Genomic DNA, 23,558 nt, shown 5'->3' with positions numbered 1-23,558 from the left:
AAAATAAAAGTATTGACGGATGCAATTTAATTCGTTATGATTTAATCAAATCAAATAGAGGTCGCGAGTAATAAGAGTAATTTGTGGAGTCCCCATTGGACTATGAAGCAGATGAAAGGGTTATTCGCCGAAGCGCTAAGTAATGGAACTTAGTAAGCTGGGACATAGTTAAATAGGCTATGAACTGTCGGAAGCAATTCCGGGGAGCTATGAATAATCGATTCTATTAATGAAACAATAAGAGTCTATTTTATCGGTGCTTCCGAAAAATAGACTCTTTTTTTATTCCTGATTTGATTTAATAAAAAACTGGAGGATCCATCATGTTGGACGACAACGAGATTCAAGATAATCAATTAATCATTGGGGGAATCCCAGCCACTGATTTAGCGGCAGAATACGGAACAGCTTTACAGGTTTACGACGTTAGCAAGATTAGAAGTCAAATTCGCGCCTTTCAACGCGTCTTTAAGGAAAATGACATTGAATATGCGGTTAGTTATGCTAGCAAAGCGTTTGCTTGTCTTGCCATGTATCAAGTGTTAGCTCAAGAAGATGCTCATGCTGATGTTGTTTCTGGAGGGGAACTCTATACCGCTATTCAAGCGGGATTTCCGATGGATCATGTTAGTTTCCACGGGAACAACAAGTCGCGTGCCGAATTAGAAATGGCGATTTCTCATCACGTTGGTGTCATCATGCTCGATAACTTTTACGAAATTCAATTATTAAGCGAAGTGTTAGCTGATTTAGATGAAACAACTAACGTAATGTTACGAGTTTCTCCTGCCGTTTCAGCTCACACCCATGAATTCATTCAAACTGGGCAACAAGATAGTAAGTTTGGCTTTGATATCATAACTGGTCAAGCTGACGAAGCCTTACAACAAGTCTTAAATGAACCCAACATGAACTTAATTGGAGTTCATTCTCATATCGGATCACAAATTTTTGAAACAGATGGGTTTAAGATTGAAACCGAAAAGTTAGTAAACTTGATGCAACACTGGCACGATGAATTTGGCTTTACTCCACAAATTATCAACGTTGGTGGGGGATTTGGAATTAAGTATACTGACGATGATCATCCCATTCGTCCCGAAGACTTCGTCCAACAAATTCTTACGACATTACGAGCAGAAACTGAAAGTCGTGGGTTAGCTACTCCTGCTGTTTGGATTGAACCAGGGCGTTCAATTGCTGGACCTGCCGGAACCACTCTTTACACCGTTGGTTCTAGCAAGACGATTCCAGAAATTAGAAAGTACGTCGCTGTTGATGGTGGAATGGGTGATAACATTCGTCCCGCTTTATACGGAGCCGAATACGATGCAGTAGTTGCTAACGATGTCCACGATGACAACACTGAATTAATTACCCTAGCTGGAAAGTATTGTGAATCAGGAGATATCTTAATCAAGGATATCGAACTTCCGGTTGTGCAACCTGGTGATATCATCGCTGTTCTTGCTACTGGTGCTTACGGCTATTCAATGGCATCGAACTACAACCGAAACGAACGTCCGGCTGTTGTGTTTGTCGAAAATGGAAAATCACAAATTGCCATTGAACGCGAAACTTACGCTGACTTAATTCATTTAGACCGAAACTTAACTATTTAATAGGAGAAAACTCATGACAGAATTAAACGCTCAAGAAATTATTCAATACATCTCAAACGCCGAAAAGAAAACTCCCGTAAAGGTTTACCTTAAAGGTGATTTAGCTAAGATTGATTTTCCTGAATCAATCACAACTTTTATTAATGGTAACACTGGAGTAATCTTCGGTGATTGGAAAGATGTGCAACCAATTCTCGAAAATAACGCTAGTTTAATTGAAGCTTCAGAAATTGAAAGCGATGGACGTAATTCAGCTGTCCCACTTTTAAACACTAAAAATATTGATGCCAGAATTGAACCCGGTGCAATCATTCGTGATCAAGTTAAGATTGGTCATAATGCCGTTATTATGATGGGAGCTTTAATTAACATCGGTGCTGAAATTGGCGATGAATCAATGATTGATATGGGTGCTGTCCTTGGTGGCCGTGCTTTAGTTGGAAAACATTGTCACATTGGTGCCGGTGCCGTCTTAGCTGGGGTAATTGAACCAGCTAGTGCTCAACCAGTTCGTATCGACGACGACGTGTTAGTTGGTGCCAATGCCGTTGTGATTGAAGGAGTTCACGTTGGAAAAGGAGCTGTAGTTGCTGCTGGAGCAGTTGTGACTGAAGATGTTGCTCCTTACACCGTGGTTGCCGGAATGCCTGCTAAGAAAATCAAAGACGTTAACCAACAAACAATCGATAAGACAAAATTAGAGGATGATTTGAGAGGTTAGACAAATGGTTGCACTTGATCATGATTTACAGACAATATATCAGGATTTACATCAAATTCCAGAATTAGCCCTACATGAATTTGAAACTCACGACTACTTAATGAAACAAATTCATCAATTTACGGATCAAACTGATTTCACTGAAATCAAAGTGCCCGATAAATTACCAACTGCTATTCTAGTGTTATTGCATGGTAGTAATCCTAAACGTACTATCGGTTATCGAACTGACATTGATGCATTACCTACTAATGAAGAAACGGGATTGGAATTTGCGTCAAAACATCCAGGGAAGATGCATGCTTGTGGTCATGATATTCATATGACAGTCGCACTTGGAACCCTTCGTTACTTTGCGGAACACCAACCAGTTGATAACTTACTATTTTTCTTCCAACCAGCTGAAGAAAGTGAAAATGGTGGAAAACTAGCCTATGAAGATGGGGTTTTTGCAGGTCAATGGCGTCCGGATGAATTCTACGGTTTACATGATAATCCGCAGTTAGCTGCTGGAACGATTGGTTGCCGAATGGGAACGTTATTTGCTGGGACCACCGAAGTTGATGTTGATTTTACTGGAGTTCAAGGGCATGCGGCTTATCCGCAGTTTGCTAATGATATGATTGTCGCTGCTAGTCAGTTTATTAATCAAGTGCAGACAATTGTTTCTCGGAGTGTTGATCCGATTGAAGGTGGCGTAATTACTTTCGGTCAATTTAACGCCGGAACAATTCGCAATGTAATTTCTGGATCAGCCCATTTAAAAGGTACGATTCGGGGATTAACCCAAACGATGATTGAACACATTGATGATCGCCTTCAAGCAGTTACCGATGGAATTGCCACTAGTTATGGTTGCCAAGTTGATTTAAAACTCAACCAAGGTGGTTATCTCCCAGTGGAAAACAATCCGAAATTAACCGCAGATTTTATTAATTATATGGAAGAAAACAAGCAAGTAACTTTCCAAGAAACGGAACCAGCTATGACCGGTGAAGATTTTGGTTACTTATTATCTAAGATTCCTGGAACCATGTTTTGGTTGGGAATTGGTGATGCAGATCATCAACTACACTCTAGCCAACTAGTTCCAGATACGAACGCAATTCAACCCGGAATTGATACAATTACGGGATTTATCACTCATCGAATGCACGAAAAGGAGTAAATTATGTTTAATAATGCTGATATTATTACCGCGATTGTCACTCCGTTTGACTGTCGTAATCAGATTAATTTTGATGCTTTGTCACTATTAACGAATCGTTTGATTCAAGAAGGTGGAACTGGCTTCCTGATTGGTGGAACAACTGGTGAGACTCCAACTTTATCACATGACGAAAAAATTGAACTTTACAAAAAGTTTGTTGAAATTGTTGATGGTCGGACCCCAATCATTGCGGGAACTGGGAGCAACAGTACCCAAGCCACAATTGATTTTACCCAAGAAGTAGCTCAAATTGATGGCATTAACGCTGCTTTAGTAGTAGTTCCGTACTATAACAAGCCTGATCAAGATGGGATGAAAGCCCATTTTAGAGCGGTTGCGGATGCTTCTGATTTACCAATTATTATGTACAATATTCCCGGTCGGACTGGGGTAACTATGGACACTGACACAATTATTGAATTGAGTCATTATCCAAACATTATTGGAGTTAAGCAATGTGGTTCAATGGCTGATTTTGAACGGATTGTGGAAAATACTCCAGCTGATTTTCTTACATATACAGGAGAAGATCCTCAAGCATTATTTGCTAAAACCGTTGGTGGTCAAGGCGTCGTTTCCGTAGCATCACATCTCTATATGCCAGATTTACGCCGGATGTACCAATTGATGAATAGTGATATTCAACTTGCTGGACAAATCCAACGTGAATTAACACCAAAGATGCAAGCACTCTTTATGTTTCCATCTCCATCACCAATCAAGTTCTTGTTGAACCGTGATTGGTTGAACGTTGGTGGTTGTCGTTTACCAATTACTAGACTGAGTGAAGCCCAACAAAATGAATTATTAGTCGCAGTTGGCGAAAAGGAGCCCGAAGATGATTAAAGTATTAGTTGCCGGATTTAGAGGTTCAATGGGAAGCAAAGCTTGTAAGATGATTGAAGCTGATCCAGAATTACAATTAGTTGGAGTTTATAGTCCAAACGTTGCTTCCACTGACCGTGGTAGTTACGATTTACCAAGTGAATGCCAAATTTTTGATCGTTTAGCAGACATTCAAACTGATGCTGAAGTATGGGTTGATTTTTCAACTCCAACTGGAGCATTTGAGAATGCTAAGTTTGCGTTAGAACATTACATTGTGCCAGTAATTGGAACTAGTGGAATGACAGATGCGCAAGTAGACCAATTAAAGGAAATTGCGGATGCAACTAAGACTAAAGGATTGATTGTTCCTAACTTTGGCTTATCAGCAGTCTTATTAATGCAATTTGCTAAACAAGCTGCCAAATATTTCCCTGATGCTGAAATTATCGAAATGCATCATGCCGATAAAAAGGATTCACCATCAGGAACTGCCATTAATACTGCTAAAATGATTGCTGAAGGCCGTGAAACAGCACCGACTAAATACCCAGAAGTAGAAACTTTACCCGGTGCTCGTGGCGCCGTTTATGAAGATGTGCATATTCATGCGGTTCGTTTACCCGGATATGTGGCTCATGAAGAAGTATTATTTGGGGGACAAGGCGAAGCATTAACGATTCGCCAAGATTCCTTTGACCGTGAATCATTTATGCATGGACTAAATCTTGCTATTAAAAATATCCAAAAACTGGATGGATTTGCAATTGGATTGGAAAACGTACTATAAAATCCTTTACAATTATGGGATTTCGATTATAATTAGTCTAAATATAATATACATGTGTTTATCTAAATAAAACAAAAATAGAAGGTAATTAATAATGAGAGAATATAATGTCGCAATTTTAGGTGCTACTGGAGCCGTTGGAACTAGAATGATTGACCAATTAGAAAAGTCATCAATTCCCGTCAAGAACGTGAAGTTTTTAGCTTCAAGTCGTTCAGCTGGTAAGGTTTTACAATTCAAGGGCCAAGATGTCGTAGTTGAAGAAACTACTCCTGAATCTTTTGATGATATTGATATTGTGTTAGCTTCAGCTGGTGGAGCTGCATCAAAGAAATTCCTTCCTGAAGCAGTTAAGCGTGGGGCTGTTGCCGTTGATAATACTTCCGCTTTCCGAATGGATCCAGAAGTGCCGTTGGTTGTTCCTGAAGTTAATGAACAAGCCATTTACGACCATAAGGGAATTATTGCCAACCCTAACTGTTCAACCATTCAAATGGTGGTTGCTTTACAACCAATCAAAGAAGTTGCGGGCTTGAAGCAAGTTATCGTTTCAACTTATCAAGCTGGTTCAGGTGCTGGTCAAACTGCTATCAATGAACTTGACCATGAAGCCCAACAACACCTAGATGGTGAAAAAATGACCGCTGAAATTTTCCCAGTGAAGGGCGAAAAGAAGCATTACCCACTAGCATTTAACTTACTTCCTCAAATTGATGTCTTCGAAGAAGATGGCTCAACTCATGAAGAATGGAAGATGGTTCATGAAACTAAGAAAATCATGGCTGGCGATATGAATTCTGATGCAATTAAGGTTAACGCTACCTGTGTTCGAGTTCCCGTTGTAATTGGTCACGGTGAATCAGTATTCTTCGAAGTTGAAGATCCAAGCAAGTTAGATACTAAGAAGGTCCAAGAATTAATCAAGAATGGTGACGGACTTGTCTTACAAGATGATCCAGCTAACCAACTTTACCCACAACCAATTAATGCAGAAGGTCATACTGAAACTTTTGTTGGTCGTGTCCGTGAAGATCCTGAAAACAAGGGAAGTTACAACATGTGGGTTGTAGCTGACAACTTATTAAAGGGTGCCGCTGCTAACACTGTGCAAATTGCCGAAAAATTAGTGGAACATGATTTAGTAAGAGTTCCAGACGAATATTACGGAAAATAAATAGATGAGAAGCAGACTGATGAGGTCTGCTTTTTTGATATAAAATTAAATTATGTAATATAATTAGGATATAAAAACGTATATGTATGAAAGGGTAATTGATATTTTAGAAAGGAAATCGATTATGACTGAAAATGCTAAAAAAATATTTGAACTTGTGGAAAATACGGATTTAGAAATTTTGCGTAAACAAGCATTTAATGAAAAAGATGAAGATAAACAAGAACTTTTGATGGCAATGTATGAATATGAACTTGGTAGAAAACAAAAAGAAGTTATTAATCGAAAAGAATTTATAATTTAATTTCTAATTTCTAATATCTAATTGACACCTGTTCAACATTCAAGTACACTTATAAAAAACACGAAAGGAAATTTCAAAAAATGATAAATCATAACTCAAAGACAAACATTTATTATTTTGCGTATTTTTGGCGATTAGCTGACTAGACGCATTCATTTTTGCGAGCTGTCGGCCCATTAATTCCGAGAGCGAGTAAAAGTGATTTGAGATTTCAAATAAACTTTTAAAACACATCGGGCTTAATGTCATTGATGTGTTTTTTTGTATAGAATTTTGGAGGAGAAAGATGAATTTTTTAAAGCGAATTTTAAAAAAAGAAAGTTTGAATGCTTATTTAGATAACGATAAACACCTGCAACGGACTTTAACGGTTAAAGACTTGTTGGGATTAGGAATTGGGGCCGTAATTGGTACAGGAATTTTTATTCTTCCTGGAACCGTTGCCGCAACTACTACTGGTCCAGCCGTCGTAGTTAGTTTCTTCTTAGCAGCCATTGTCTGTGCCTTAGTTGCGATGGCTTACGGTGAAGTATCATCAACCTTGCCAATTGCTGGTTCAGCATACTCATACGGAAACGTGATTTTCGGTGAAGTAGTTGGATGGGTGCTTGGTTGGGCTTTGATTTTGGAATACTTCTTAGCAGTTGCAGCCGTGGCTACAGGTTGGTCAGCTTACTTCACGAGTTTAGTGGCACCAATTATTAAATTACCAGCTGCTTTCACTGGTGCTTTTGATCCAGCTCATGGAACTTACGGAAATGTAGTTGCTGTTTTAGTAATTTTACTAATCGCATTCTCACTTCGTAAGGGGATGAACACCTCTAAGAAATACGAAAACTTGCTTGTTTTAATGAAAATTGCGATTATTATCATTTTTATTGTAGTTGGAATTTTCTTCATTAAGAGCTCTAACTACCAACCATTTGTACCTGCTAGAATGCATGGTGCTTTTGGTTTCCAAGGAATCTTAACTGGTGCTGCCATGGTATTCTTTGCTTTCTTAGGTTTCGATGCCTTATCTGGTTCAGCTGCCGAAGTTAAGAATCCGAAACGGAACTTACCCCTTGGTATTTTAGGTACATTATTGATTGCTGCTGTGCTTTACGGTTTAGTTGCCTTCGTTTTAACTGGAATGGTTAACTACAAGGAATTGAACGTCGCTGATCCAGTTGCTTTTGCGCTTCATCGGGTGGGACAAAACTCAGTTGCTGTTATCATCTCAATTGGGGCCTTAATCGGAATGTACACAATGATGTACGCTATGATGTATGCTTCATCACGTTTAATCTACGCCATTGGTCGTGATGGTTTATTACCTGGTAAACTAGGTAAAATCAACAAAGACGGTGTTCCCGGACGTGCGTTATTGGTATCAACTATCGTAATTGCCATCTTTGGTGGATTAATTCCATTAGATAAATTGGTTGATTTGGTTAGTGTTGGAACTTTACTGGCCTTTACTGTTGTTTCAATTGGAATTCTTCCATTGAGAAAACGAAAAGACTTAAATCACGAAGGTTTCAAGATGCCTGGATACCCAGTAATGCCAATTATTGCTGCTTTATTCTCAGTTGGTTTAATGTCACAATTGCATCAAGAAACTTTAGTATTTGCTTTAATCTGGTTCGCCATTGGATTAGTAATCTACTTTGGTTACGGAATCAGACATTCAAATTTAAACAAAAAATAATCCAAAATAAAACAGCTCTGAATTAATTTTCAGAGCTGTTTTTCTATACTGTTTGATTGTTTTTAACTTTTGCACGATTAAAGAAATCGCTAAATAAGTGATCCTGTTTTGCATCAGCTTTCCAAAGATCTTCTGGATGCCATTGAACTCCAGTAACAAAGCCATTATCATCTTCGACAGCTTCAACGACGCCATCAGAAGCATGAGCAACTACGTGTAAACCATTACCGATTTTACGTAAGCCTTGATGATGACGAGAGTTAACGGGAGTTTCATGACCCAACGCATTCACTAAGTAACTATCATCAGAAACTTGAACTGAGTGGGCAAATAATTCATCAGTACCACGTTGTTCGTGGTTTAAATTAGAAGGATGTTGTTCGGGTAAATCCTGGTATAAATCTCCACCAAGTGCAACGTTGATGATTTGTAAACCTCGGCAGATACCTAATAAGGGTTTGTGAGTCCGGATAGCTTCTTTAGCGACTGCGAGTTCGAATTCATCATGTGGGGTGAAATATTCATCTGATTTATCATGTGAATCAGCATTAAAGAAACAAGCATCAATATCTTGTCCACCTGGAATAATTACCGCGTCGACCATTGCGACCAATTCCGGTACCATTTTAACCGGCACGACCGGAAGAATGACGGGAATTTGATTGTGTTTTGTAACGACTTCAATAAAGCTGCTAGGGGTTACGTTAGCGAAGGGTTGGCAAAATTTGTTCGGTTCGCCAAGGTTTACGTTGGCAGTTATTCCAATTTTCATGAGTTAGTTCCTTTCAGTTAAGGACGACAGATTGTCCTCAAATTCATAGTCATTGTTAAAAGTTTTAGGTTGAGTTTTAAAAGTTACAGAGAGTTTGTCTTCCAGAATCGTAGTTTTTAGTCCTAACTTATGGGATTCTTGGTAGGCTGATAAAAGTTGTTTAGGGACTCGTCTGAATTTACTGAAATCAGGTTCGATGGCAAAGTCATTTTTGATCATTGCACCACGTTTCATACCGAAGTCAACGAGTGAATTATCTTTTACAAAGGTAGTTAGTTGGGCACTCACTGTTTGTTCAGGGTTATCAAACGCAGTAATTGCATAGTTTAAGGCCTTACTGAAATCAATTCGTAAATCAGCTGGAGCAGATTTAACTAGGTCAGCTAAACGAGTGAAAAGTTTCGTCGCTGAGACTTGGGCATCTAATGAAACGTGTTCATTGGGATGTTGTAAAGCCACTTCATCGTTTAAATTTTCCGCATTTTCCATTGTATCATGATTCCAGACTTGTGGATTAACAATGGCATCCATGATAAGTAAATGTAAAAAACTCATGGTGTTCTGACTAATGCCATCTTGCGTAAATGGGTTTAAATCAAAGACCCGAAATTCAAGGTATTTAGCTCCATGAGTCATTAAATCTTCAAAAGTTGCGGCACCTTTAAGTCGAACCGGACCATGGAAGTCACTAGGCGCAACTAGTTTACCGGTTTCAATAAAATGTTCGAGCTGATCAATGAAATTTTCTAAATTAGAGTAGTCAGTTTTGAAATTAGCTAAGTTATTGAATCCATATTTACTAGAACGATATGAACGAACCGGAGCCATTGCATGTTGCTTAGCAGGAATCGTATCAGCTTGATTTTCTGTGATAGGAGATGCCCCAAAAAGGTAAGTTAACATCCACCGGTAACCCAAAACTTGTTGGACAATTTGGAACATCATGTGGTTGTTTGACGATACTTTTGTTGGATAATCATGATTAACGTGGTACCAATCTAGTAAGTCTTGCGTAGGAGCATAATTAATGTGAATTCCAGCCATTAATCCGTAAAAGGGACCATATTTTTCTAACATCTTTTCAAGATATTTTTGGTACCAAGGACGTTGTTTAAATCCTTCTGGCAAATATGTAAGGTCAGCTTGATTTAACTTTGGCGGCATTGACAATGGCCAAATGACATCGTCTGGTGCTAAATTAGCTTGTAACATGGCTTGTAAACTGTGCAAGTGACTGAGACAATTTCTCGTTGATGAATGCGGTAATGAAACCAATTCTTCCTGGCTTTCCGCAAAATCAGTTTGGAAAAACGGGTGGCCGTGGCGCTCACCTAAAGTATCTGGATGAGATAATTGGGATAAACTTTTGCGTTCAATTGAAACCCGATGTTCTTCCACTTCAATTCCAAAGGTTCCATGGTACAAACAATTTAATAAATCAGTGTCATTTAAAATTTGTTTCATAATTTCACTCCTAGATATAAAAAAAGAAACCTACCAGATTCGGTAGATTTCTAAGGTCTCAAACCTACCGAGTTATGCTACTGGTAGGTGTTAGTTCATTAGTTACACAAATAACCAAGAATCATTCACTTACCGTTATGCGAATAATTACTTGGCTAATAATTAGGTTATTAACTTGATTATAAGTATTACGGTTCATGATCGTTCATCTCCTTAGTTGTTTTCAACTACTATACCAGGTAAATGTTCGTTTAACAATCATTTTTTTAATTTAAATTTGTGCTTGACCAATTGGTTTTTTGCCTGTAAACTAAGATAAAATAAAACATAACGACTAAGCGTAGAAAAGTAATTACTGCTGTGATTTTAAGAAAGCCTCTGTTTGATGGGATGAGGCAATTACACTGCGATGAAAATCATCTACAAGTTTCAGATATGAAGAATTAATTAATATCTGATGGGATTGCCCATTACAGCAAGCGAGTATCGACAAGTGATTGTCCGTACTCTTAGAGCCAATTACTAGTAATTGGGAATATGGGTGGTAACACGTGAAAGCGTCCCTAACTGTTGTTTTTTCAACAGTTGGAGGCGCTTTTTTTATTTCTAATTATGATATCTTGCGCAGGATATCGAGTATTTGGGAACATGGGTGGTAACACGTGTAAACGTCCCTAGCTGTATTTATTACAGGTAGGGGCGTTTTTTTATGCCATCGATTTGCTGAACTGATTAGGATTATGCATTTTATTTAGAAAATAAAAATTAAGGAGCAACACCATGGATTTACAAAAGAAAACAACTTTTAAACAACACTTACTGCTATCATCATTACTATTCGGTCTCTTCTTCGGAGCCGGTAACTTAATCTTCCCAATTCATTTGGGGCAAATGTCAGGACAAAACTGGGTTCCTGCTACACTTGGTTTCGTAATCTCAGCTGTCTTGCTTCCACTTTTCTCAATCTTAGCTTTGAGTGTCACAAAAAGTAAGAGTATGTACGATATGGCGTTGCCTGTTGGTGCGACATTCTCACTTTTATTCTTAATCGCCGCTCATGCTTCAATGGGACTCTTCATCGGATCACCACGTTTGGCAACGGTGTCATTCACGATGGGGGTTAAGCCATTCTTACCAAACGAAAGTTGGACTCATCCAGCCTTATTCGTTTTCTCAGCATTGTTCTTCGGACTAATCGTTTACTTGGCTTATAACCAAAATAGCATCGTTAATAGTGTTGGTAAAATCTTGAACCCATTATTTGTTGTGTTACTTTTCTTCTTGTTCTTCGTCGCTTTCGTAGTAAATGGTGATGTATCACATCTTCCATTCTTACCAGAAGCAGGTAAAGGTACTGGTTCATTTGTTACTGGATTCCTTGAAGGTTACAACACGATGGATGCCTTAGCCGGATTAGGTTTCGGAGTTACTATCATCACTGCTTTAAAAGTTTTTGTGAAAGACGAAAAGAAACATGCTTGGTCAGTTGCTAAAGTTGGATTTTTTGCTTTAGGTTTTGAAGCTGTAATCTACGTATTATTAATCGCTTTAGGGGTTGCTAGTCTTGCTTACACTAAGATGAGTCCTGATGGTGGTACTGCATTTACTGTCATCATGCGTCATTACACTGGTGCTGCTGGTGCCGCAGTACTTGCTGCTTTAACTTTCTTAGCTTGTGTAACTACTGCCCTTGGTGTTTTACAATCATTCTCTCAAGATTTAGGTAACCGTTTCCCGAAAGTGGGATACCACAAGTTCTTATTCTTCTCAAACTTCGTTGCATTTTGTTTGGCAAACTTTGGTTTAGATCAAATCATCTTATTCTCATTACCAGTGTTGGTATTCCTTTACCCATTGGCAATCACATTGATCTTATTAGCTTTACTTCACCATTTCATCGGTAAAAACGGGGTCGTATATAAGACTACTATGGGATTAGTATTAGTTCCATCTGTCTTAGACATGGTTCACGCTTTACCACCAGTATTACACGGACCATTTGCTGGTCTTGATGCATGGTGTACTGCTAACGTGCCTCTCTTCAGCATGAGTTTAGATTTCATTCCATTCATGGTAGTTGGTTTCGTAGTTAGTGTGCTATATGTAAAACTTTCAGGTAAAACATTGAAATAATTTGGATGTAAAAAGGACACGCATTTGCGTGTCCTTTTTAAATACTTCTTAAACCCTCGCATAGTCAATACAAGAGTGTTACTTAAGAAGATGAGAAATCATCTCAAATCAATTTTCATATACATTATAATATAGAATCATCAAAAATTACAGTATTTACTTATGCTTATTTTTCTTACTATAGTTATAGGCAATCACAATTATCAAAATTATTAACGCTATTTGAAGGGTATGTGAGTCAGATAAATTACTAAAATTAAACGATGCGATATGATTCATGATATTCTCCTATTTATAACCAGGTTCAATTAATGAGTCATCTTCGTTGTTGTATTTTTTCAATTCTTCATAATAGTTAACCATAGTTCCACAGTAGTAAGGTGCTAACCAAATTAATCCGATAAATCCGGTTAAAGCGGCAAGGATAAACCAACCGATAAATGATAGTTTAAGAGCAAATAATTCTTCCTTATGACCATCCATCATTTCACGACTTTTGGTAATACAGTCTAAAAATTTTGGATTTGTTTCACCATTTTCAACAGCATCTTTGTAGATAAAGATTGCTTGCGAGTAAGCAAGAGCCTTGATAATGCCTGGAACTACCAATAATAAGCTCCAGAGAGATGCGAAAATTTCACTGATTAACGCAACTAAGAATGGTCCAAAAGCATTCGGCGTTGAAAAAATTTCAGTTACTGATGATTGTAATGGAGTAGCAGGGGTACGATCGCTTTTAAACCAGATTTGAAATGTATATGACATTCCAACAAGTGTGAAAATTGAAAGAATTGTATAAGGAATTACTGGAACTGATCCGATGAAGAAAACTAATAAGTAGGGTAAGGCAATCACGATTGCTTGTGACCAGTTACCGGCAAATGATTTAAGTGTTTTTTGTTTTAACTTTTGATTCATAATAAATCTCCAATCTGTTTTATGAGTTACTTGCTCGATTACTAATTTACAGGGAAACCACTAAACATTAAAGCTATTAAATGTAGACTACGTTAAAATGCTGTTAAATTAGGCATGTAACCTAATTGTAGACATCCAAATTTTGGTAAAATGGCAGGAATGAATCTTAAATAGGGTATAATTACAACATAATGTAGACCTTGATAGGAGTGTATTATTAATGGATGTTGGAAATCAACTAAAAAAATTAAGACAAGAACACGATTATACCCAACTTCAACTGGCAGAAAAGTTGAACGTTTCGCGTAAAACTGTTTCGAGTTGGGAAAATGGACGCAATTTACCTGGAATTCCCATCTTAATTGACCTAAGTGATTTATACGGTGTTTCCATTGATAGTATGGTCCGAGAAAATGAACATGCCTATAAAGAGGAAGCTGAGAAAACGAAGACCACAATTCAAAAAATCTGGCTAACACCAGTTTTATCGGTTGCAATTGCTATTTTCCTTTTATCATGCATCTATTTGTCGAAAGACGCTGCTGGTCACGGTCAAGGATTTATTCTTTTACTACATTCGCTAATATTCTAATTACTTGAGGAGTTTCTTATGTTTACTGATTCTGATTTTTTAGTTTTTAATGATCCAACCTTAGCTGGTCGAATGGATAAAATTCGTGCTACGCTTGATCCAAAGTTTGAAACAATTGCTAAACCAATTCTTGAAATTTTAGCTAGTGACGGACAAGATTGGTATGCTCATGTTGCCAAACATCGGATGCGTAAAATTTATGCCCCTGATACTACTTGGGTTGCTTTTTCTACTAACAAACGTGGTTACAAGATGTTACCACATTTTGAATTGGGTTTCTGGAATGATAATTTATACCTTTATTTAGCAGTTGAAAGTAATATGAAACCAAAACAAACTGCTGAAATTTATCCCAAACTACAAGCGACAGCTGCGGATGTGGCTAAATTACCGAATAATTTTGTGCTTAGCCAAAATCACATGGTTAATGAAACTTTACCGTTAAGTGACTATGATGAAGTTGTCAAACAATTTAAGAAGGTTAAAGCTTTAGACGTTTTGGTTGGTGTTAAAGTAGCACGTGGTGATAAACTTATCGGTACTGATGGGGTGGATGACTACTTGTTAAGTAGTTTGAAGACGTTGTTACCGTTGTATGAAAAGCTAAAATAGATATGAAAGGAAGTTTTACTAATGGATAAAGATAAGAGCATTACGATTTTTAAAGCATTATCAGATCCAATTCGAATTGATATTGTTAAATATTTAAAAGAAAATCCTCAAGAAATAACTTGTGGTGAAATTGGAAAAATTATGAATATTAGTAAAACTTCTGGATCTTATCATTTTAAAATTTTAGAAGCGGCTAATCTGATTACTACTAGAAAAGAAGCACGAGAAAAATATATTAAATTGAATAAAGAAACTATTGAAAAGTATATAACTAACTTTTTTCAAAACTTGTAGAAGGATATCGTTGATATTCTTCTTTTTTATTACTTGTTATTTAAATAATTGAATGTTATCCTACAATAGTACAAAAGTATTTGAACTATTGTACTATTTGCATAATTAAAAATAAGGTAGGAAAGATGATGAAAAAAGGATATAAATGGATTTTAGTATTAACGTCATTGGGTTTCTTTATGTCGATGATGGATTCAATGATTGTTACAACCGCTTCTACAGCAATTAGAAATGATTTTCATATTTCCGTTGATATGTTGCAATGGGCATTGAACGCATATAATATAACAATCGCAGCAGTTTTACTAGTTGGAGTAGCACTAGGTGAGAAATTTGGTCGCCGAAAAATATATAATCTTGGAATTTTAATTTTTACAGTTGGATCAATAATTTGTGCTATTTCGCCAAATATTGACGTTTTAATTATTGCTAGAATCATTCAAGGTATAGGTGCCTCAGTTATGACACCAATGTCAATGGCAATTTTAACTAATGCTATTCCAAACTCTGAACGTGGAAAAGCATTAGGAATTTGGAGTGGAATTGGAGGACTAGCATTAATTATTGGACCGTCATTAGGTGGTTTAATCGTTTCACAACTATCATGGCAATGGATTTTTTGGATTAATGTTCCAGTTGGTATTATAACTATCATGCTTTCACACAAATTATTACCTGAAAGTAAAGGCGTTAGTAGTAATTGTTAGTTTTGCAACAATTATTCTAGCACTGACTGAGATTACAACTGCTAAAAACATTTTTGTTCCATTAGTTATAGGATTATTCAGTATTTTAATTGGGGGTTGGTTTATTATTCGCCAACATAATGAAAGTGAACCAATGATTCCTTTATCATTTTTCAAATCTCCGATATTTACTGGCGGAAACTTAGCCACATTCTTGTTATATGCGTCAATGTACGGAGTAGTTTTTTTCTTACCACAATTTTTACAAGTAGTTGATCGTAATAATGCACTTAGCGCAGGGTTGAAAATGTTACCTTGGACAGGAACATTAGTTGTTGTTGCACCATTTGCTGGTAAAGCAGTTGATAAATTTGGTGAAAAAATAATCGCAATTTTAGGATTGTTTTTACAAGGATTAGGATATGCATTATTAGCAATTTTGGTTACTAACCATAGTTCATATTCAGTGATGATATTACCATTAGTTATTTCTGGAGCAGGTTTATCAATGGCAGGACCAGCATTACAAAAAGCAGTATTAGATGCAGTAGATAGAACATCAATAGGGAAAGCTTCCGGGATTTATAATGTTTTTCGTTTACTGGGTGGAGCAGTTGGTACTGCATTGTCGGTAATTATCTTTTACAAGTTTGGCGGAATTATTTCGTCTGATTTATTTGCAAATGGATTTAAAGCAACTATGGTATGTTCAGCAATTGTTTCAGTGCTAGGATGTTTCTGTTGTTTTAAATTTAAGAGATGATAGTTCTTTTATACGTATATATCATTAGGAGGTAAAATTACAAAGGTTATAATTTGTTTGTTTAAAATGATATACTTGACGTATAAAAGAGGTGGTTATTATGAAAAATTATATTAAAGCATTTATCAATGGAGCATCAAAAGCTTATAGTTTAGGTACGCCATTTTCTAAAATTGAATTTAGTAATGGTAACTCTCAAACAGATGCTGAAAAATTAAGAGAAGATTGGATTGCTGTTGGTAATGATTTAAGATCAGCAATGCAAAAATTTGATAAGTAAGAAAAACAATAAAAAATTACGAAGATATCAAAAAACAAAATCAGTTAATTATAAAAGCTTACCTTTGAATAATGAATTGAAGTCCATTGTTCAAGCTAAACATACAATGATTCAATCAGGACCACTTCCTGATCCACAAACATTGGAACAATATAATAGTATTGTTCCTGATGCTGCGGAAAGAATTATTAAAATGGCTGAGGAACAGGCTAAAAATAGGCAAAGCATTGATATTATAAAAATTAAAACTATAAGATTTTCTCAGATTTTCGGTGTAATTGCCGCATTTATAATATCTATGACAGCTATGATTGGTGGATTTATTTTAATATTAACTGGTCATTCAGTTAGTGGATGGATTTCTATTTTATCAGGAGTATCCCCACTGATTGCTGTATTTATCGGTGACTATAATAAAAATAAACACTAAAAAAGACTCGATTTTTAAAATCGAGTCTTTTCATTTACATTATTTTTCTAATTTTGCTGCACGTTTATCGCCACGAACTTTTACCAAGTAGAGAGCTGATATCCAAACAAGTGATCCAACTAAGGCAATTAATGAACTAGTTCTGAATAATAAGACGATAGCTACAAAGGCCAAAAAGACTAATACCATGTAACTTGAGTAAGGATAAAGAGGCATCTTGAAGAGTAATTTATCTTCGTTACCTTGTTTATCAACTTGTTTACGGTATTTGAGTTGTGCCAAGATAATCAAGGTCCACATGAATAAGAAAAGGGTCGTTGAAATACTTGCAATGAAGACGAAGACACCTTTTGGTACTAAAACGTTCAATAAGGTTGCCGCAGCAACAATTAAGATTGAGAATGTAATCGCATTTTGTGGGATTTTACGTTTTGATAAAGTTCCAAGTTTTTTAGTAAATTTACCGTTACTTTCATTAGTCATTGAAAACATCATCCGACCAGTAGTGTAGATTGATGAGTTACATGCTGAAGTAGCAGCTGTTAAAACAACAAAGTTAATAATTCCAGCAGCACCAGTAACCCCAATATTTTTGAACACTTCTACGAATGGACTGGCGTCAGGTGTAATTGTATGCCAAGGAATAACACACATGATTGCAGCTAAAGCACCGATGTAGAATAAGATAATTCTGAATGGTACGGCGTCAATTGCTTTAGGAATAACGTGAACAGGATCTTTAGTTTCACCAGCAGTCATTCCAACCATTTCAACCCCAGTAAGTGAGAAGACAACCATTTGGAATGATAGGGCGAAACCTTGCCAACCGTTTCCAAAGAAACCGTGGCTGTATAAATTACTTACAGAAGCGTGACCAACGGGGGTCTTGTAATTAATAATTACTAAGACGATTCCAACGATAATGATGGCACAGATCGCAATAATCTTAATTAAAGCAAACCAGAATTCTGTTTCACCATAAGCAGCCACGTTAATAATGTTTAACATGTAAATAATCGCAAGGATTACTAAACCAGTGAACCATGCTGGAACTCCGGGGAACCAATAATTAACGTAGATTCCGGCCGCCGTTACTTCGGCAATCGCTCCGATAATCCAACACATCCAATACGTCCAACCAGCTACAAAACCAGTCGTTGTACCTAAATATTTTGCAATTGGTTCGATGAATGAGTTAGCTGATAAATCTGAAAGTAAAAGTGTTCCCAAAGCACGCATGATGAAGAAACACATGATACCAGTGATGGCATAAGCCAAAAGAATTGAAGGTCCAGTTAATCCGATTGATTCCCCAGAACCCAGGAACAAACCAGTTCCAATCGTTCCACCTAATGCGATTAATTGAACATGACGATTTTTAAGGCCACGAGCCATTTTTTTACTGTTATTATTATTTGAAATGTCTGAATCTGACATATTTTTATCCCCTTATGGTTAGCTATGTAGTGTTGTTCACAAGAATGTAATTATATACTTCATTATATCGAAAAACCACGTTCTATGTAGCATTATGTGACATTGAAAGATGATTATTTTCTAGGATATAAGCGGTATAATCCAGTGATAGCAAGGGATACAGTCATGTTACGATAAATATCATTAAAAAATGGTATAAAAAAAGACTGACACGAAGTCAGTCTTTTAAAATTAATGTTTAATTTTTATTGTTCAACGTACCATGGGTAATGGAAGTTACCTGGACGGTCAGTACGTTCGTAAGTGTGAGCACCGAAGTAATCACGTTGAGCTTGTAACAAGTTAGCAGGAAGAACTGCGGCACGGTATGAATCAAAGTATGAAACGGCAGCTGCCAATGAAGGAACTGGAATACCGTATTCAGTAGCAAATGATACAACACGACGAGCAGCATCTTGGTACTTGTTAGCAATGTCGCCAAAGAATGGGTCCATTAACAAGTTGTTAAGTTCTGGGTTCTTTTCAAAGGCTTTAGTAATTTCGTCTAAGAATTGAGCACGGATGATACATCCTTCACGCCAGATTTGAGCAAGTTCGCCGTACTTAAGACCCCATTTGTAGTTGTCTGAAGCCATACGCATTTGTTCGAAACCTTGTGCGTAACTCATGATCTTACCGAAGTATAATGCTTGACGCATATCTTCAACGATCTTGTCGCTACCGAATTCAGGTTTCTTAGCTGGTCCATGAAGTACTTTAGAAGCAGCAACACGTTCGTCTTTCAACATTGAAACGAAACGAGCGTAAACTGATTCAGTAATAACTGATTGAGGAGCACCTTCATCAAGAGCATCTTCTGAAGACCATTTACCAGTACCTTTGTTAGCACCACGGTCAAGAATCATGTCAACGATAGGTTTGCTCTTATCGTCACCAAGATCATCTTTTCTAGTTAAGATGTCAGCAGTGATTTCGATAAGGTAACTGTTAAGTTCACCCTTGTTCCAGTCAGCGAAGATTTTAGCTAAATCATCAACTGAGTATCCAGCAGCATTTCTAAGAATGTTGAATACTTCATCGATTAATTCTTCGTCACCGTATTCGATACCATTGTGTACCATTTTAACGTAGTGACCAGCACCGTTAGGTCCGATGTAAGCAACACATGGTTTGCCATCTTCGGCTTTAGCAGCAATCTTGTCTAAGATTGGAGCAACACGGTCGTAAGCTTCTTTTTGACCACCGGGCATAAGTGAAGGACCTTGTAAGGCACCTAATTCACCACCAGAAACTCCCATTCCGATAAAGTTAATACCAGATTTTGCAAGTTCTGCGTTACGTGCGATAGTATCGTGGAAGTTAGTGTTACCACCATCAATAAGAGTGTCACCCTTTGATAATAGTGGAAGAATTTCGTTGATAACAGCATCAGTTGGTTTACCAGCTTTAACCATCATTAAGATAGTACGTGGTGCTTCAATTGATTCTACGAAATCTTTAAGGTTGTATGCAGGAACCAAGTGTTTGTCACTGTGATCTTGCATAACTTTTTCAGTTTTAGAAGCAGAACGGTTGTAGATTGCTACAGTGTATCCGCGACTTTCGATGTTAAGGGCAAGGTTTTTACCCATAACGGCCATACCAATAACTCCGATATTTGCTTTTTTGTCAGCCATAATATGCCTTCCTTTGTATATAAAGTAATTTTTGATATTTTTCTACAATAACAGTTTATCATTGTATTCAATAATTGTGAAATAGTTTCACTGCCTTTTTGAAAACGCTTTACTCCTACTTAGTAGGGAAGTACCATGAGTTTCCATCACGGGCTAGTAATTCGTCTGCAGCTTTTGGACCCATTGATCCAGGCTTGTAGTTAGGGAAGTCTGGTTTAGTAGTGTCCCAAAGTTTTTGAACAGGGTCAACGAACTTCCATGCAGCGGCAACTTCTGGCCAACTTGCAAAGTAAGTTCCATCACCTTTAAGAATATCATGGAAAAGACGTTCGTATGGAAGTGGAACTTCAGCAGCACGAGCATCTGATTGTAAGTAGCTCAAATCAACAGTTTCTGTGTGGAAACCTTGTTCTGAGTTCTTAGTGTTAATATCCAAAGTAATACCAACTCGAGGGTCAATCAAAAGAGATAAGACGTTTGACTTAAGTTCTGATGGTTGATGAGTACCTTTAGCGAAGATATCAACGATTGGTTTCTTAAATTCGATATCGACACGACCAGTTTTACTTGCTAATTTCTTACCTGAACGAATGTAGAAAGGTGTTTTACCCCAACGTGGGTTGTTGAAAACAATCTTTCCAGCAGCGTAAGTGTTGTTATTTGAATCATGAGGAACACCAGGTTCATCACGGTATTCAGGAGTACCATCACCTGCACCATATTGCCCACGAACGAAGTTTTGTTTAACACCTTCAGCATCGTAAACTTCCATGCTTTCAAGGGCTTTAACTTTTTCGCGACGAATTTCAGTATCAACGAAAGCATTTGGTTCGTCCATTGCTAGGTAACTAACAATTTGGAGGGTATGATTTTGAATCATATCACGAAGAGCACCAGCAGTATCGTAGTAACCGGCACGGTCTTCAACACCAAGAGTTTCAGCTAATGTTACTTGAACATCCTTGATGTATTTTTGGTTCCAAACTGCTTCAATAATTGGGTTACCAAAACGAATAACGGGAATTGCTTGAGTAGTTTCTTTACCCAAGTAATGGTCAATACGGAAAATTTGGTTTTCGTTAAATGCACTAGTTAATTCGTCATTTAATTTCTTAGCTGATTCGTAATCACGACCAAATGGTTTTTCGATAACTAGACGGTTGAAACCACCGTTAGTTGAAAGAACACCTTGTTCTTTAAGGTTTTTAGCAACGATTCCGAAGAAACGTGGTGCCATTGAAACGTAAAAGACACGGTTTCCATCTGTTTCGTATTTTGCGTCTAATTCATCAGCAATTTTGCCTAATTCTTTGTAATGATCTACGTTATTTACATCATGTGATTTCCAGTAGAAGTGGCTAGCAAACTCTTCAGCTTGAGCCTTGTCATCAGTTTCAGATGCGATAGAATCGATAATTTTAGCTCTGAATTCATCATCAGTTAAAGCTTTACGTGAAAGTCCAACTAATGCAAAATGAGTGCTCAAACTACCTTTTTTATAAAGGTTAAAGATTGCAGGATATAACTTACGTAATGCAAGGTCACCTGTACCACCGAAAAGCATAAAAGTTGCTCTTGTAGGGGTTTCTTTTGGCATATCATTCACTCCTTCTATAATTTCTTTACTCTTAAAGAGTATACCACATTTCGAAATATTAAAAGGGGTTTGTCTTCCTTTGATAGCTTAAATGAAAACGCTATCGCAAAAACGACTTTTCCAGCTAGATTTATGTAAATTTTTTTAATTTTATACGATGTTTTATTTGTAAAAGAGGGGTAGTTTCAACTATCCTATACTATATAAATAAAAAACAAAAAGGACGGAATTAATCATGAAAATTGCTGTGTTAGGTGCCGGTCACATGGGTAGTGCTATGATTCGCGGTTTAGCAAACAAATACGATGTTAACGATATTTTCGTAAAAGGACACAGAGTTAGTCCTCGTTTACTAGCTTTCCAAAAAGAAATTGGATTCCAAGTTATGGAAAATAATGATTTTTCTGATATGGATATGTTGATTGTGGCAACTCCAGCTCCTGTAACTTTGGATGCTTTAAATGATGTAACTGTTGGCGCAAAAACTATCATTGTTTCTGCTGCTCAAGGAGTTTCTGCTAAGGGAATTAAAAACATTTTCCCTAAGAACTCAGTAATCTGTATGGTTCCAAACATTCCTGTTGCTGTGAATGCTGGATGTATTGCGATTGAAAAAGGTGATACTGCCACTCCTGCTGACGCCGAAAAAGCTAACGAAGTGTTAGGTTCAATGGGGACTTTGGTTTAAGTTAAAGCGAAAGATTTAGGAATCGTTGGAACTGTTGCTGGTTGTGGACCTGCATTTGTCGACGTCTTCTTGGGTGCTTTATCAGATGCTGCTGTGCAAAACGGTTTGGATCGTGAAACTTCATATCAAGTTGCTGCTGCCATGGTTATGGGTAGTGCAAAAATGGCACTTGATACTAAATTGAATCCTGCTGAACTTAAGGATCAAGTTACTTCACCAGGTGGTTCTACTATTAAAGGTGTCGTCGCCCTTGATGCTAATGGTTTCAGAAATGCAGTTAACCAAGCTGTAAACAAAGCGAACGGAACTTACAAAGATGAATAAGCATAAATTATATTTAGGGATTGGGTTAGTTTTATTAATCCTTTCAATTATATTGATGGTTACTTATGACGGTTTTTTACTTGATTTTACTTTTAGCTTAACTAGTTTAGGCTTGAAAATGTCATTTTCAGTAATTGTCTTGTTGATTTCTTTGATACTCTTGTATCGTTCACATAAAAACAAAGATACAGACGATAAAGATTAGTTTTAGCTAATCTTTTTTGTTTGTACAAATTGAAAATTGTTAGTATAATGTAATTACACAAACAACAGAAACATTTGATGCACAAAAGGCCACATCTACTGTGAATAGATGTGGCCTTTTTTATGTGGTTGGTGAATGTCGGCTATTTTTTCCGATCATCGTACCAACGTTTGAAGATAGTTAAAACTACCCCAACGATGATTGGGTAAACAACAGAAACAATCATTGATGCACCTCCTTGCATTTATTATGCGGAGAGCCGACGCTTAATAATATCATGGATAAGATATCGATTTATAGATTTGAAACGAAAAAAATTTATTCAAACACTTAAACGATCTATTGAGTTTA

Annotated in this window: 24 protein-coding genes, 1 pseudogene, 1 riboswitch and 1 other annotated feature; of the genes and pseudogenes, 18 read left to right on the top strand and 7 right to left on the bottom strand. The window is 37.0% G+C overall.

Features of this window, described 5'->3' with window-relative positions:
- Positions 1-47 precede the first annotated feature (47 nt).
- Positions 48-218, top strand: a riboswitch (Lysine riboswitch).
- 105 nt (positions 219-323) lie between these two features.
- The 8 genes from lysA to ACQW5G_RS03370 all read left to right on the top strand — a co-directional run bounded on the left by lysA (position 324) and on the right by ACQW5G_RS03370 (position 8,336).
- The gene (lysA, locus tag ACQW5G_RS03405) at positions 324-1,622 is read left to right on the top strand and encodes a diaminopimelate decarboxylase (RefSeq protein WP_429971670.1); all 1,299 of its coding nucleotides are present in this window, start codon (positions 324-326) and stop codon (positions 1,620-1,622) included.
- A 13-nt stretch (positions 1,623-1,635) separates the two neighbouring features.
- Positions 1,636-2,343, top strand: coding sequence for a 2,3,4,5-tetrahydropyridine-2,6-dicarboxylate N-acetyltransferase (gene dapD / locus ACQW5G_RS03400; protein ID WP_429971669.1), 708 nt, complete (start codon positions 1,636-1,638; stop codon positions 2,341-2,343).
- 4 nt (positions 2,344-2,347) lie between these two features.
- Positions 2,348-3,511, top strand: coding sequence for an N-acetyldiaminopimelate deacetylase (locus ACQW5G_RS03395; protein ID WP_429971668.1), 1,164 nt, complete (start codon positions 2,348-2,350; stop codon positions 3,509-3,511).
- 3 nt (positions 3,512-3,514) lie between these two features.
- A complete protein-coding gene (dapA, locus tag ACQW5G_RS03390; RefSeq protein WP_429971667.1) occupies positions 3,515-4,399 on the top strand; it encodes a 4-hydroxy-tetrahydrodipicolinate synthase in 885 nt (294 codons plus the stop codon).
- On the top strand, positions 4,392-5,168 hold the full coding sequence (gene dapB, locus ACQW5G_RS03385; protein WP_429971666.1) for a 4-hydroxy-tetrahydrodipicolinate reductase: 777 nt from the start codon (positions 4,392-4,394) through the stop codon (positions 5,166-5,168). The genes dapA and dapB overlap by 8 nt, the downstream gene beginning before the upstream one ends.
- A gap of 94 nt (positions 5,169-5,262) precedes the next feature.
- Entirely contained in the window at positions 5,263-6,342 is a 1,080-nt protein-coding gene (locus ACQW5G_RS03380; protein WP_429971665.1) for an aspartate-semialdehyde dehydrogenase, read from the top strand.
- Between the two features lie 124 nt (positions 6,343-6,466).
- Positions 6,467-6,646 (top strand): hypothetical protein, encoded by a 180-nt coding sequence (locus ACQW5G_RS03375; protein ID WP_429971664.1) that lies wholly within the window; start codon positions 6,467-6,469, stop codon positions 6,644-6,646.
- 286 nt (positions 6,647-6,932) lie between these two features.
- Complete coding sequence (locus ACQW5G_RS03370; protein ID WP_429971663.1) at positions 6,933-8,336, top strand: APC family permease; 1,404 nt, start codon at positions 6,933-6,935, stop codon at positions 8,334-8,336.
- 43 nt (positions 8,337-8,379) lie between these two features.
- Here ACQW5G_RS03370 and ACQW5G_RS03365 read toward each other — a convergent pair whose 3' ends face one another.
- Positions 8,380-9,108 (bottom strand): gamma-glutamyl-gamma-aminobutyrate hydrolase family protein, encoded by a 729-nt coding sequence (locus tag ACQW5G_RS03365; protein WP_429971662.1) that lies wholly within the window; start codon positions 9,106-9,108, stop codon positions 8,380-8,382.
- Positions 9,109-9,111: 3 nt separating this feature from the next.
- Positions 9,112-10,572 (bottom strand): glutamate--cysteine ligase, encoded by a 1,461-nt coding sequence (locus ACQW5G_RS03360; RefSeq protein WP_429971661.1) that lies wholly within the window; start codon positions 10,570-10,572, stop codon positions 9,112-9,114.
- Positions 10,573-10,899: 327 nt separating this feature from the next.
- Positions 10,900-11,140: a binding site (T-box leader), on the top strand.
- 212 nt (positions 11,141-11,352) lie between these two features.
- On the opposite strand from ACQW5G_RS03360, the gene brnQ reads away from it, so the two are divergent.
- A complete protein-coding gene (gene brnQ, locus ACQW5G_RS03355; RefSeq protein WP_429971660.1) occupies positions 11,353-12,705 on the top strand; it encodes a branched-chain amino acid transport system II carrier protein in 1,353 nt (450 codons plus the stop codon).
- A 288-nt stretch (positions 12,706-12,993) separates the two neighbouring features.
- Here brnQ and ACQW5G_RS03350 read toward each other — a convergent pair whose 3' ends face one another.
- The gene (locus ACQW5G_RS03350) at positions 12,994-13,623 is read right to left on the bottom strand and encodes a DUF975 family protein (protein ID WP_429971659.1); all 630 of its coding nucleotides are present in this window, start codon (positions 13,621-13,623) and stop codon (positions 12,994-12,996) included.
- A 220-nt stretch (positions 13,624-13,843) separates the two neighbouring features.
- Between ACQW5G_RS03350 and ACQW5G_RS03345 the strand changes: the two genes are divergently transcribed.
- The 6 genes and pseudogenes from ACQW5G_RS03345 (at position 13,844) to ACQW5G_RS03320 (ending at position 17,280) form a co-directional block, all read left to right on the top strand.
- Positions 13,844-14,215, top strand: coding sequence for a helix-turn-helix transcriptional regulator (locus ACQW5G_RS03345; protein WP_429971658.1), 372 nt, complete (start codon positions 13,844-13,846; stop codon positions 14,213-14,215).
- 18 nt (positions 14,216-14,233) lie between these two features.
- Entirely contained in the window at positions 14,234-14,827 is a 594-nt protein-coding gene (locus ACQW5G_RS03340) for a DUF1054 family protein (RefSeq protein WP_429971657.1), read from the top strand.
- Between the two features lie 21 nt (positions 14,828-14,848).
- Positions 14,849-15,121, top strand: a complete 273-nt coding sequence (locus ACQW5G_RS03335; protein ID WP_429971656.1) for an ArsR/SmtB family transcription factor — start codon at positions 14,849-14,851, stop codon at positions 15,119-15,121.
- A gap of 125 nt (positions 15,122-15,246) precedes the next feature.
- A pseudogene (locus ACQW5G_RS03330) lies at positions 15,247-16,570 on the top strand (MFS transporter).
- A gap of 100 nt (positions 16,571-16,670) precedes the next feature.
- On the top strand, positions 16,671-16,850 hold the full coding sequence (locus ACQW5G_RS03325; protein ID WP_429971655.1) for a hypothetical protein: 180 nt from the start codon (positions 16,671-16,673) through the stop codon (positions 16,848-16,850).
- Positions 16,840-17,280: a DUF2335 domain-containing protein gene (locus tag ACQW5G_RS03320; RefSeq protein ID WP_429971654.1), complete on the top strand. Its 441-nt coding sequence runs from the start codon at positions 16,840-16,842 to the stop codon at positions 17,278-17,280. The genes ACQW5G_RS03325 and ACQW5G_RS03320 overlap by 11 nt, the downstream gene beginning before the upstream one ends.
- 39 nt (positions 17,281-17,319) lie before the next feature.
- Here ACQW5G_RS03320 and ACQW5G_RS03315 read toward each other — a convergent pair whose 3' ends face one another.
- From ACQW5G_RS03315 to zwf, 3 genes are all read right to left on the bottom strand, one after another.
- Complete coding sequence (locus ACQW5G_RS03315) at positions 17,320-18,717, bottom strand: amino acid permease (RefSeq protein ID WP_429971653.1); 1,398 nt, start codon at positions 18,715-18,717, stop codon at positions 17,320-17,322.
- Between the two features lie 245 nt (positions 18,718-18,962).
- Positions 18,963-20,393: an NADP-dependent phosphogluconate dehydrogenase gene (gene gndA, locus ACQW5G_RS03310; protein ID WP_429971652.1), complete on the bottom strand. Its 1,431-nt coding sequence runs from the start codon at positions 20,391-20,393 to the stop codon at positions 18,963-18,965.
- 115 nt (positions 20,394-20,508) lie between these two features.
- Complete coding sequence (zwf, locus tag ACQW5G_RS03305; protein WP_429971651.1) at positions 20,509-21,990, bottom strand: glucose-6-phosphate dehydrogenase; 1,482 nt, start codon at positions 21,988-21,990, stop codon at positions 20,509-20,511.
- 235 nt (positions 21,991-22,225) lie between these two features.
- Between zwf and ACQW5G_RS03300 the strand changes: the two genes are divergently transcribed.
- The 3 genes from ACQW5G_RS03300 to ACQW5G_RS03290 are packed head-to-tail and all read left to right on the top strand — an operon-like array spanning position 22,226 to position 23,207.
- Entirely contained in the window at positions 22,226-22,678 is a 453-nt protein-coding gene (locus ACQW5G_RS03300; RefSeq protein ID WP_429971650.1) for a pyrroline-5-carboxylate reductase family protein, read from the top strand.
- 21 nt (positions 22,679-22,699) lie between these two features.
- Positions 22,700-23,002, top strand: coding sequence for a pyrroline-5-carboxylate reductase dimerization domain-containing protein (locus ACQW5G_RS03295; protein ID WP_429971878.1), 303 nt, complete (start codon positions 22,700-22,702; stop codon positions 23,000-23,002).
- Positions 22,995-23,207, top strand: a complete 213-nt coding sequence (locus ACQW5G_RS03290; RefSeq protein ID WP_429971649.1) for a hypothetical protein — start codon at positions 22,995-22,997, stop codon at positions 23,205-23,207. Before ACQW5G_RS03295 ends, ACQW5G_RS03290 begins: the two co-directional genes overlap by 8 nt.
- A 142-nt stretch (positions 23,208-23,349) precedes the next feature.
- Here the strand turns inward: ACQW5G_RS03290 and ACQW5G_RS03285 are convergent, their stop codons facing one another.
- A complete protein-coding gene (locus ACQW5G_RS03285; RefSeq protein WP_429971877.1) occupies positions 23,350-23,433 on the bottom strand; it encodes a type I toxin-antitoxin system Fst family toxin in 84 nt (27 codons plus the stop codon).
- Positions 23,434-23,558: the final 125 nt, after the last annotated feature.

This window comes from Fructilactobacillus sp. Tb1, from assembly GCF_050500285.1.
Lineage (GTDB): Bacteria > Bacillota > Bacilli > Lactobacillales > Lactobacillaceae > Fructilactobacillus.
This window is presented reverse-complemented; position numbering and strand designations above follow the sequence as displayed.

Excerpts from the sequence above, each read along its gene's own strand:
- lysA (WP_429971670.1), top strand. The coding sequence starts at position 324 with ATGTTGGACGACAACGAGATTCAAGATAATCAATTAATCATTGGGGGA.
- dapD (WP_429971669.1), top strand. The coding sequence starts at position 1,636 with ATGACAGAATTAAACGCTCAAGAAATTATTCAATACATCTCAAACGCC.
- ACQW5G_RS03395 (WP_429971668.1), top strand. The coding sequence starts at position 2,348 with ATGGTTGCACTTGATCATGATTTACAGACAATATATCAGGATTTACAT.
- dapA (WP_429971667.1), top strand. The coding sequence starts at position 3,515 with ATGTTTAATAATGCTGATATTATTACCGCGATTGTCACTCCGTTTGAC.
- dapB (WP_429971666.1), top strand. The coding sequence starts at position 4,392 with ATGATTAAAGTATTAGTTGCCGGATTTAGAGGTTCAATGGGAAGCAAA.
- ACQW5G_RS03380 (WP_429971665.1), top strand. The coding sequence starts at position 5,263 with ATGAGAGAATATAATGTCGCAATTTTAGGTGCTACTGGAGCCGTTGGA.
- ACQW5G_RS03375 (WP_429971664.1), top strand. The coding sequence starts at position 6,467 with ATGACTGAAAATGCTAAAAAAATATTTGAACTTGTGGAAAATACGGAT.
- ACQW5G_RS03370 (WP_429971663.1), top strand. The coding sequence starts at position 6,933 with ATGAATTTTTTAAAGCGAATTTTAAAAAAAGAAAGTTTGAATGCTTAT.
- ACQW5G_RS03365 (WP_429971662.1), bottom strand. The coding sequence starts at position 9,108 with ATGAAAATTGGAATAACTGCCAACGTAAACCTTGGCGAACCGAACAAA.
- ACQW5G_RS03360 (WP_429971661.1), bottom strand. The coding sequence starts at position 10,572 with ATGAAACAAATTTTAAATGACACTGATTTATTAAATTGTTTGTACCAT.
- brnQ (WP_429971660.1), top strand. The coding sequence starts at position 11,353 with ATGGATTTACAAAAGAAAACAACTTTTAAACAACACTTACTGCTATCA.
- ACQW5G_RS03350 (WP_429971659.1), bottom strand. The coding sequence starts at position 13,623 with ATGAATCAAAAGTTAAAACAAAAAACACTTAAATCATTTGCCGGTAAC.
- ACQW5G_RS03345 (WP_429971658.1), top strand. The coding sequence starts at position 13,844 with ATGGATGTTGGAAATCAACTAAAAAAATTAAGACAAGAACACGATTAT.
- ACQW5G_RS03340 (WP_429971657.1), top strand. The coding sequence starts at position 14,234 with ATGTTTACTGATTCTGATTTTTTAGTTTTTAATGATCCAACCTTAGCT.
- ACQW5G_RS03335 (WP_429971656.1), top strand. The coding sequence starts at position 14,849 with ATGGATAAAGATAAGAGCATTACGATTTTTAAAGCATTATCAGATCCA.
- ACQW5G_RS03325 (WP_429971655.1), top strand. The coding sequence starts at position 16,671 with ATGAAAAATTATATTAAAGCATTTATCAATGGAGCATCAAAAGCTTAT.
- ACQW5G_RS03315 (WP_429971653.1), bottom strand. The coding sequence starts at position 18,717 with ATGTCAGATTCAGACATTTCAAATAATAATAACAGTAAAAAAATGGCT.
- gndA (WP_429971652.1), bottom strand. The coding sequence starts at position 20,393 with ATGGCTGACAAAAAAGCAAATATCGGAGTTATTGGTATGGCCGTTATG.
- zwf (WP_429971651.1), bottom strand. The coding sequence starts at position 21,990 with ATGCCAAAAGAAACCCCTACAAGAGCAACTTTTATGCTTTTCGGTGGT.
- ACQW5G_RS03300 (WP_429971650.1), top strand. The coding sequence starts at position 22,226 with ATGAAAATTGCTGTGTTAGGTGCCGGTCACATGGGTAGTGCTATGATT.
- ACQW5G_RS03290 (WP_429971649.1), top strand. The coding sequence starts at position 22,995 with ATGAATAAGCATAAATTATATTTAGGGATTGGGTTAGTTTTATTAATC.
- ACQW5G_RS03285 (WP_429971877.1), bottom strand. The coding sequence starts at position 23,433 with ATGATTGTTTCTGTTGTTTACCCAATCATCGTTGGGGTAGTTTTAACT.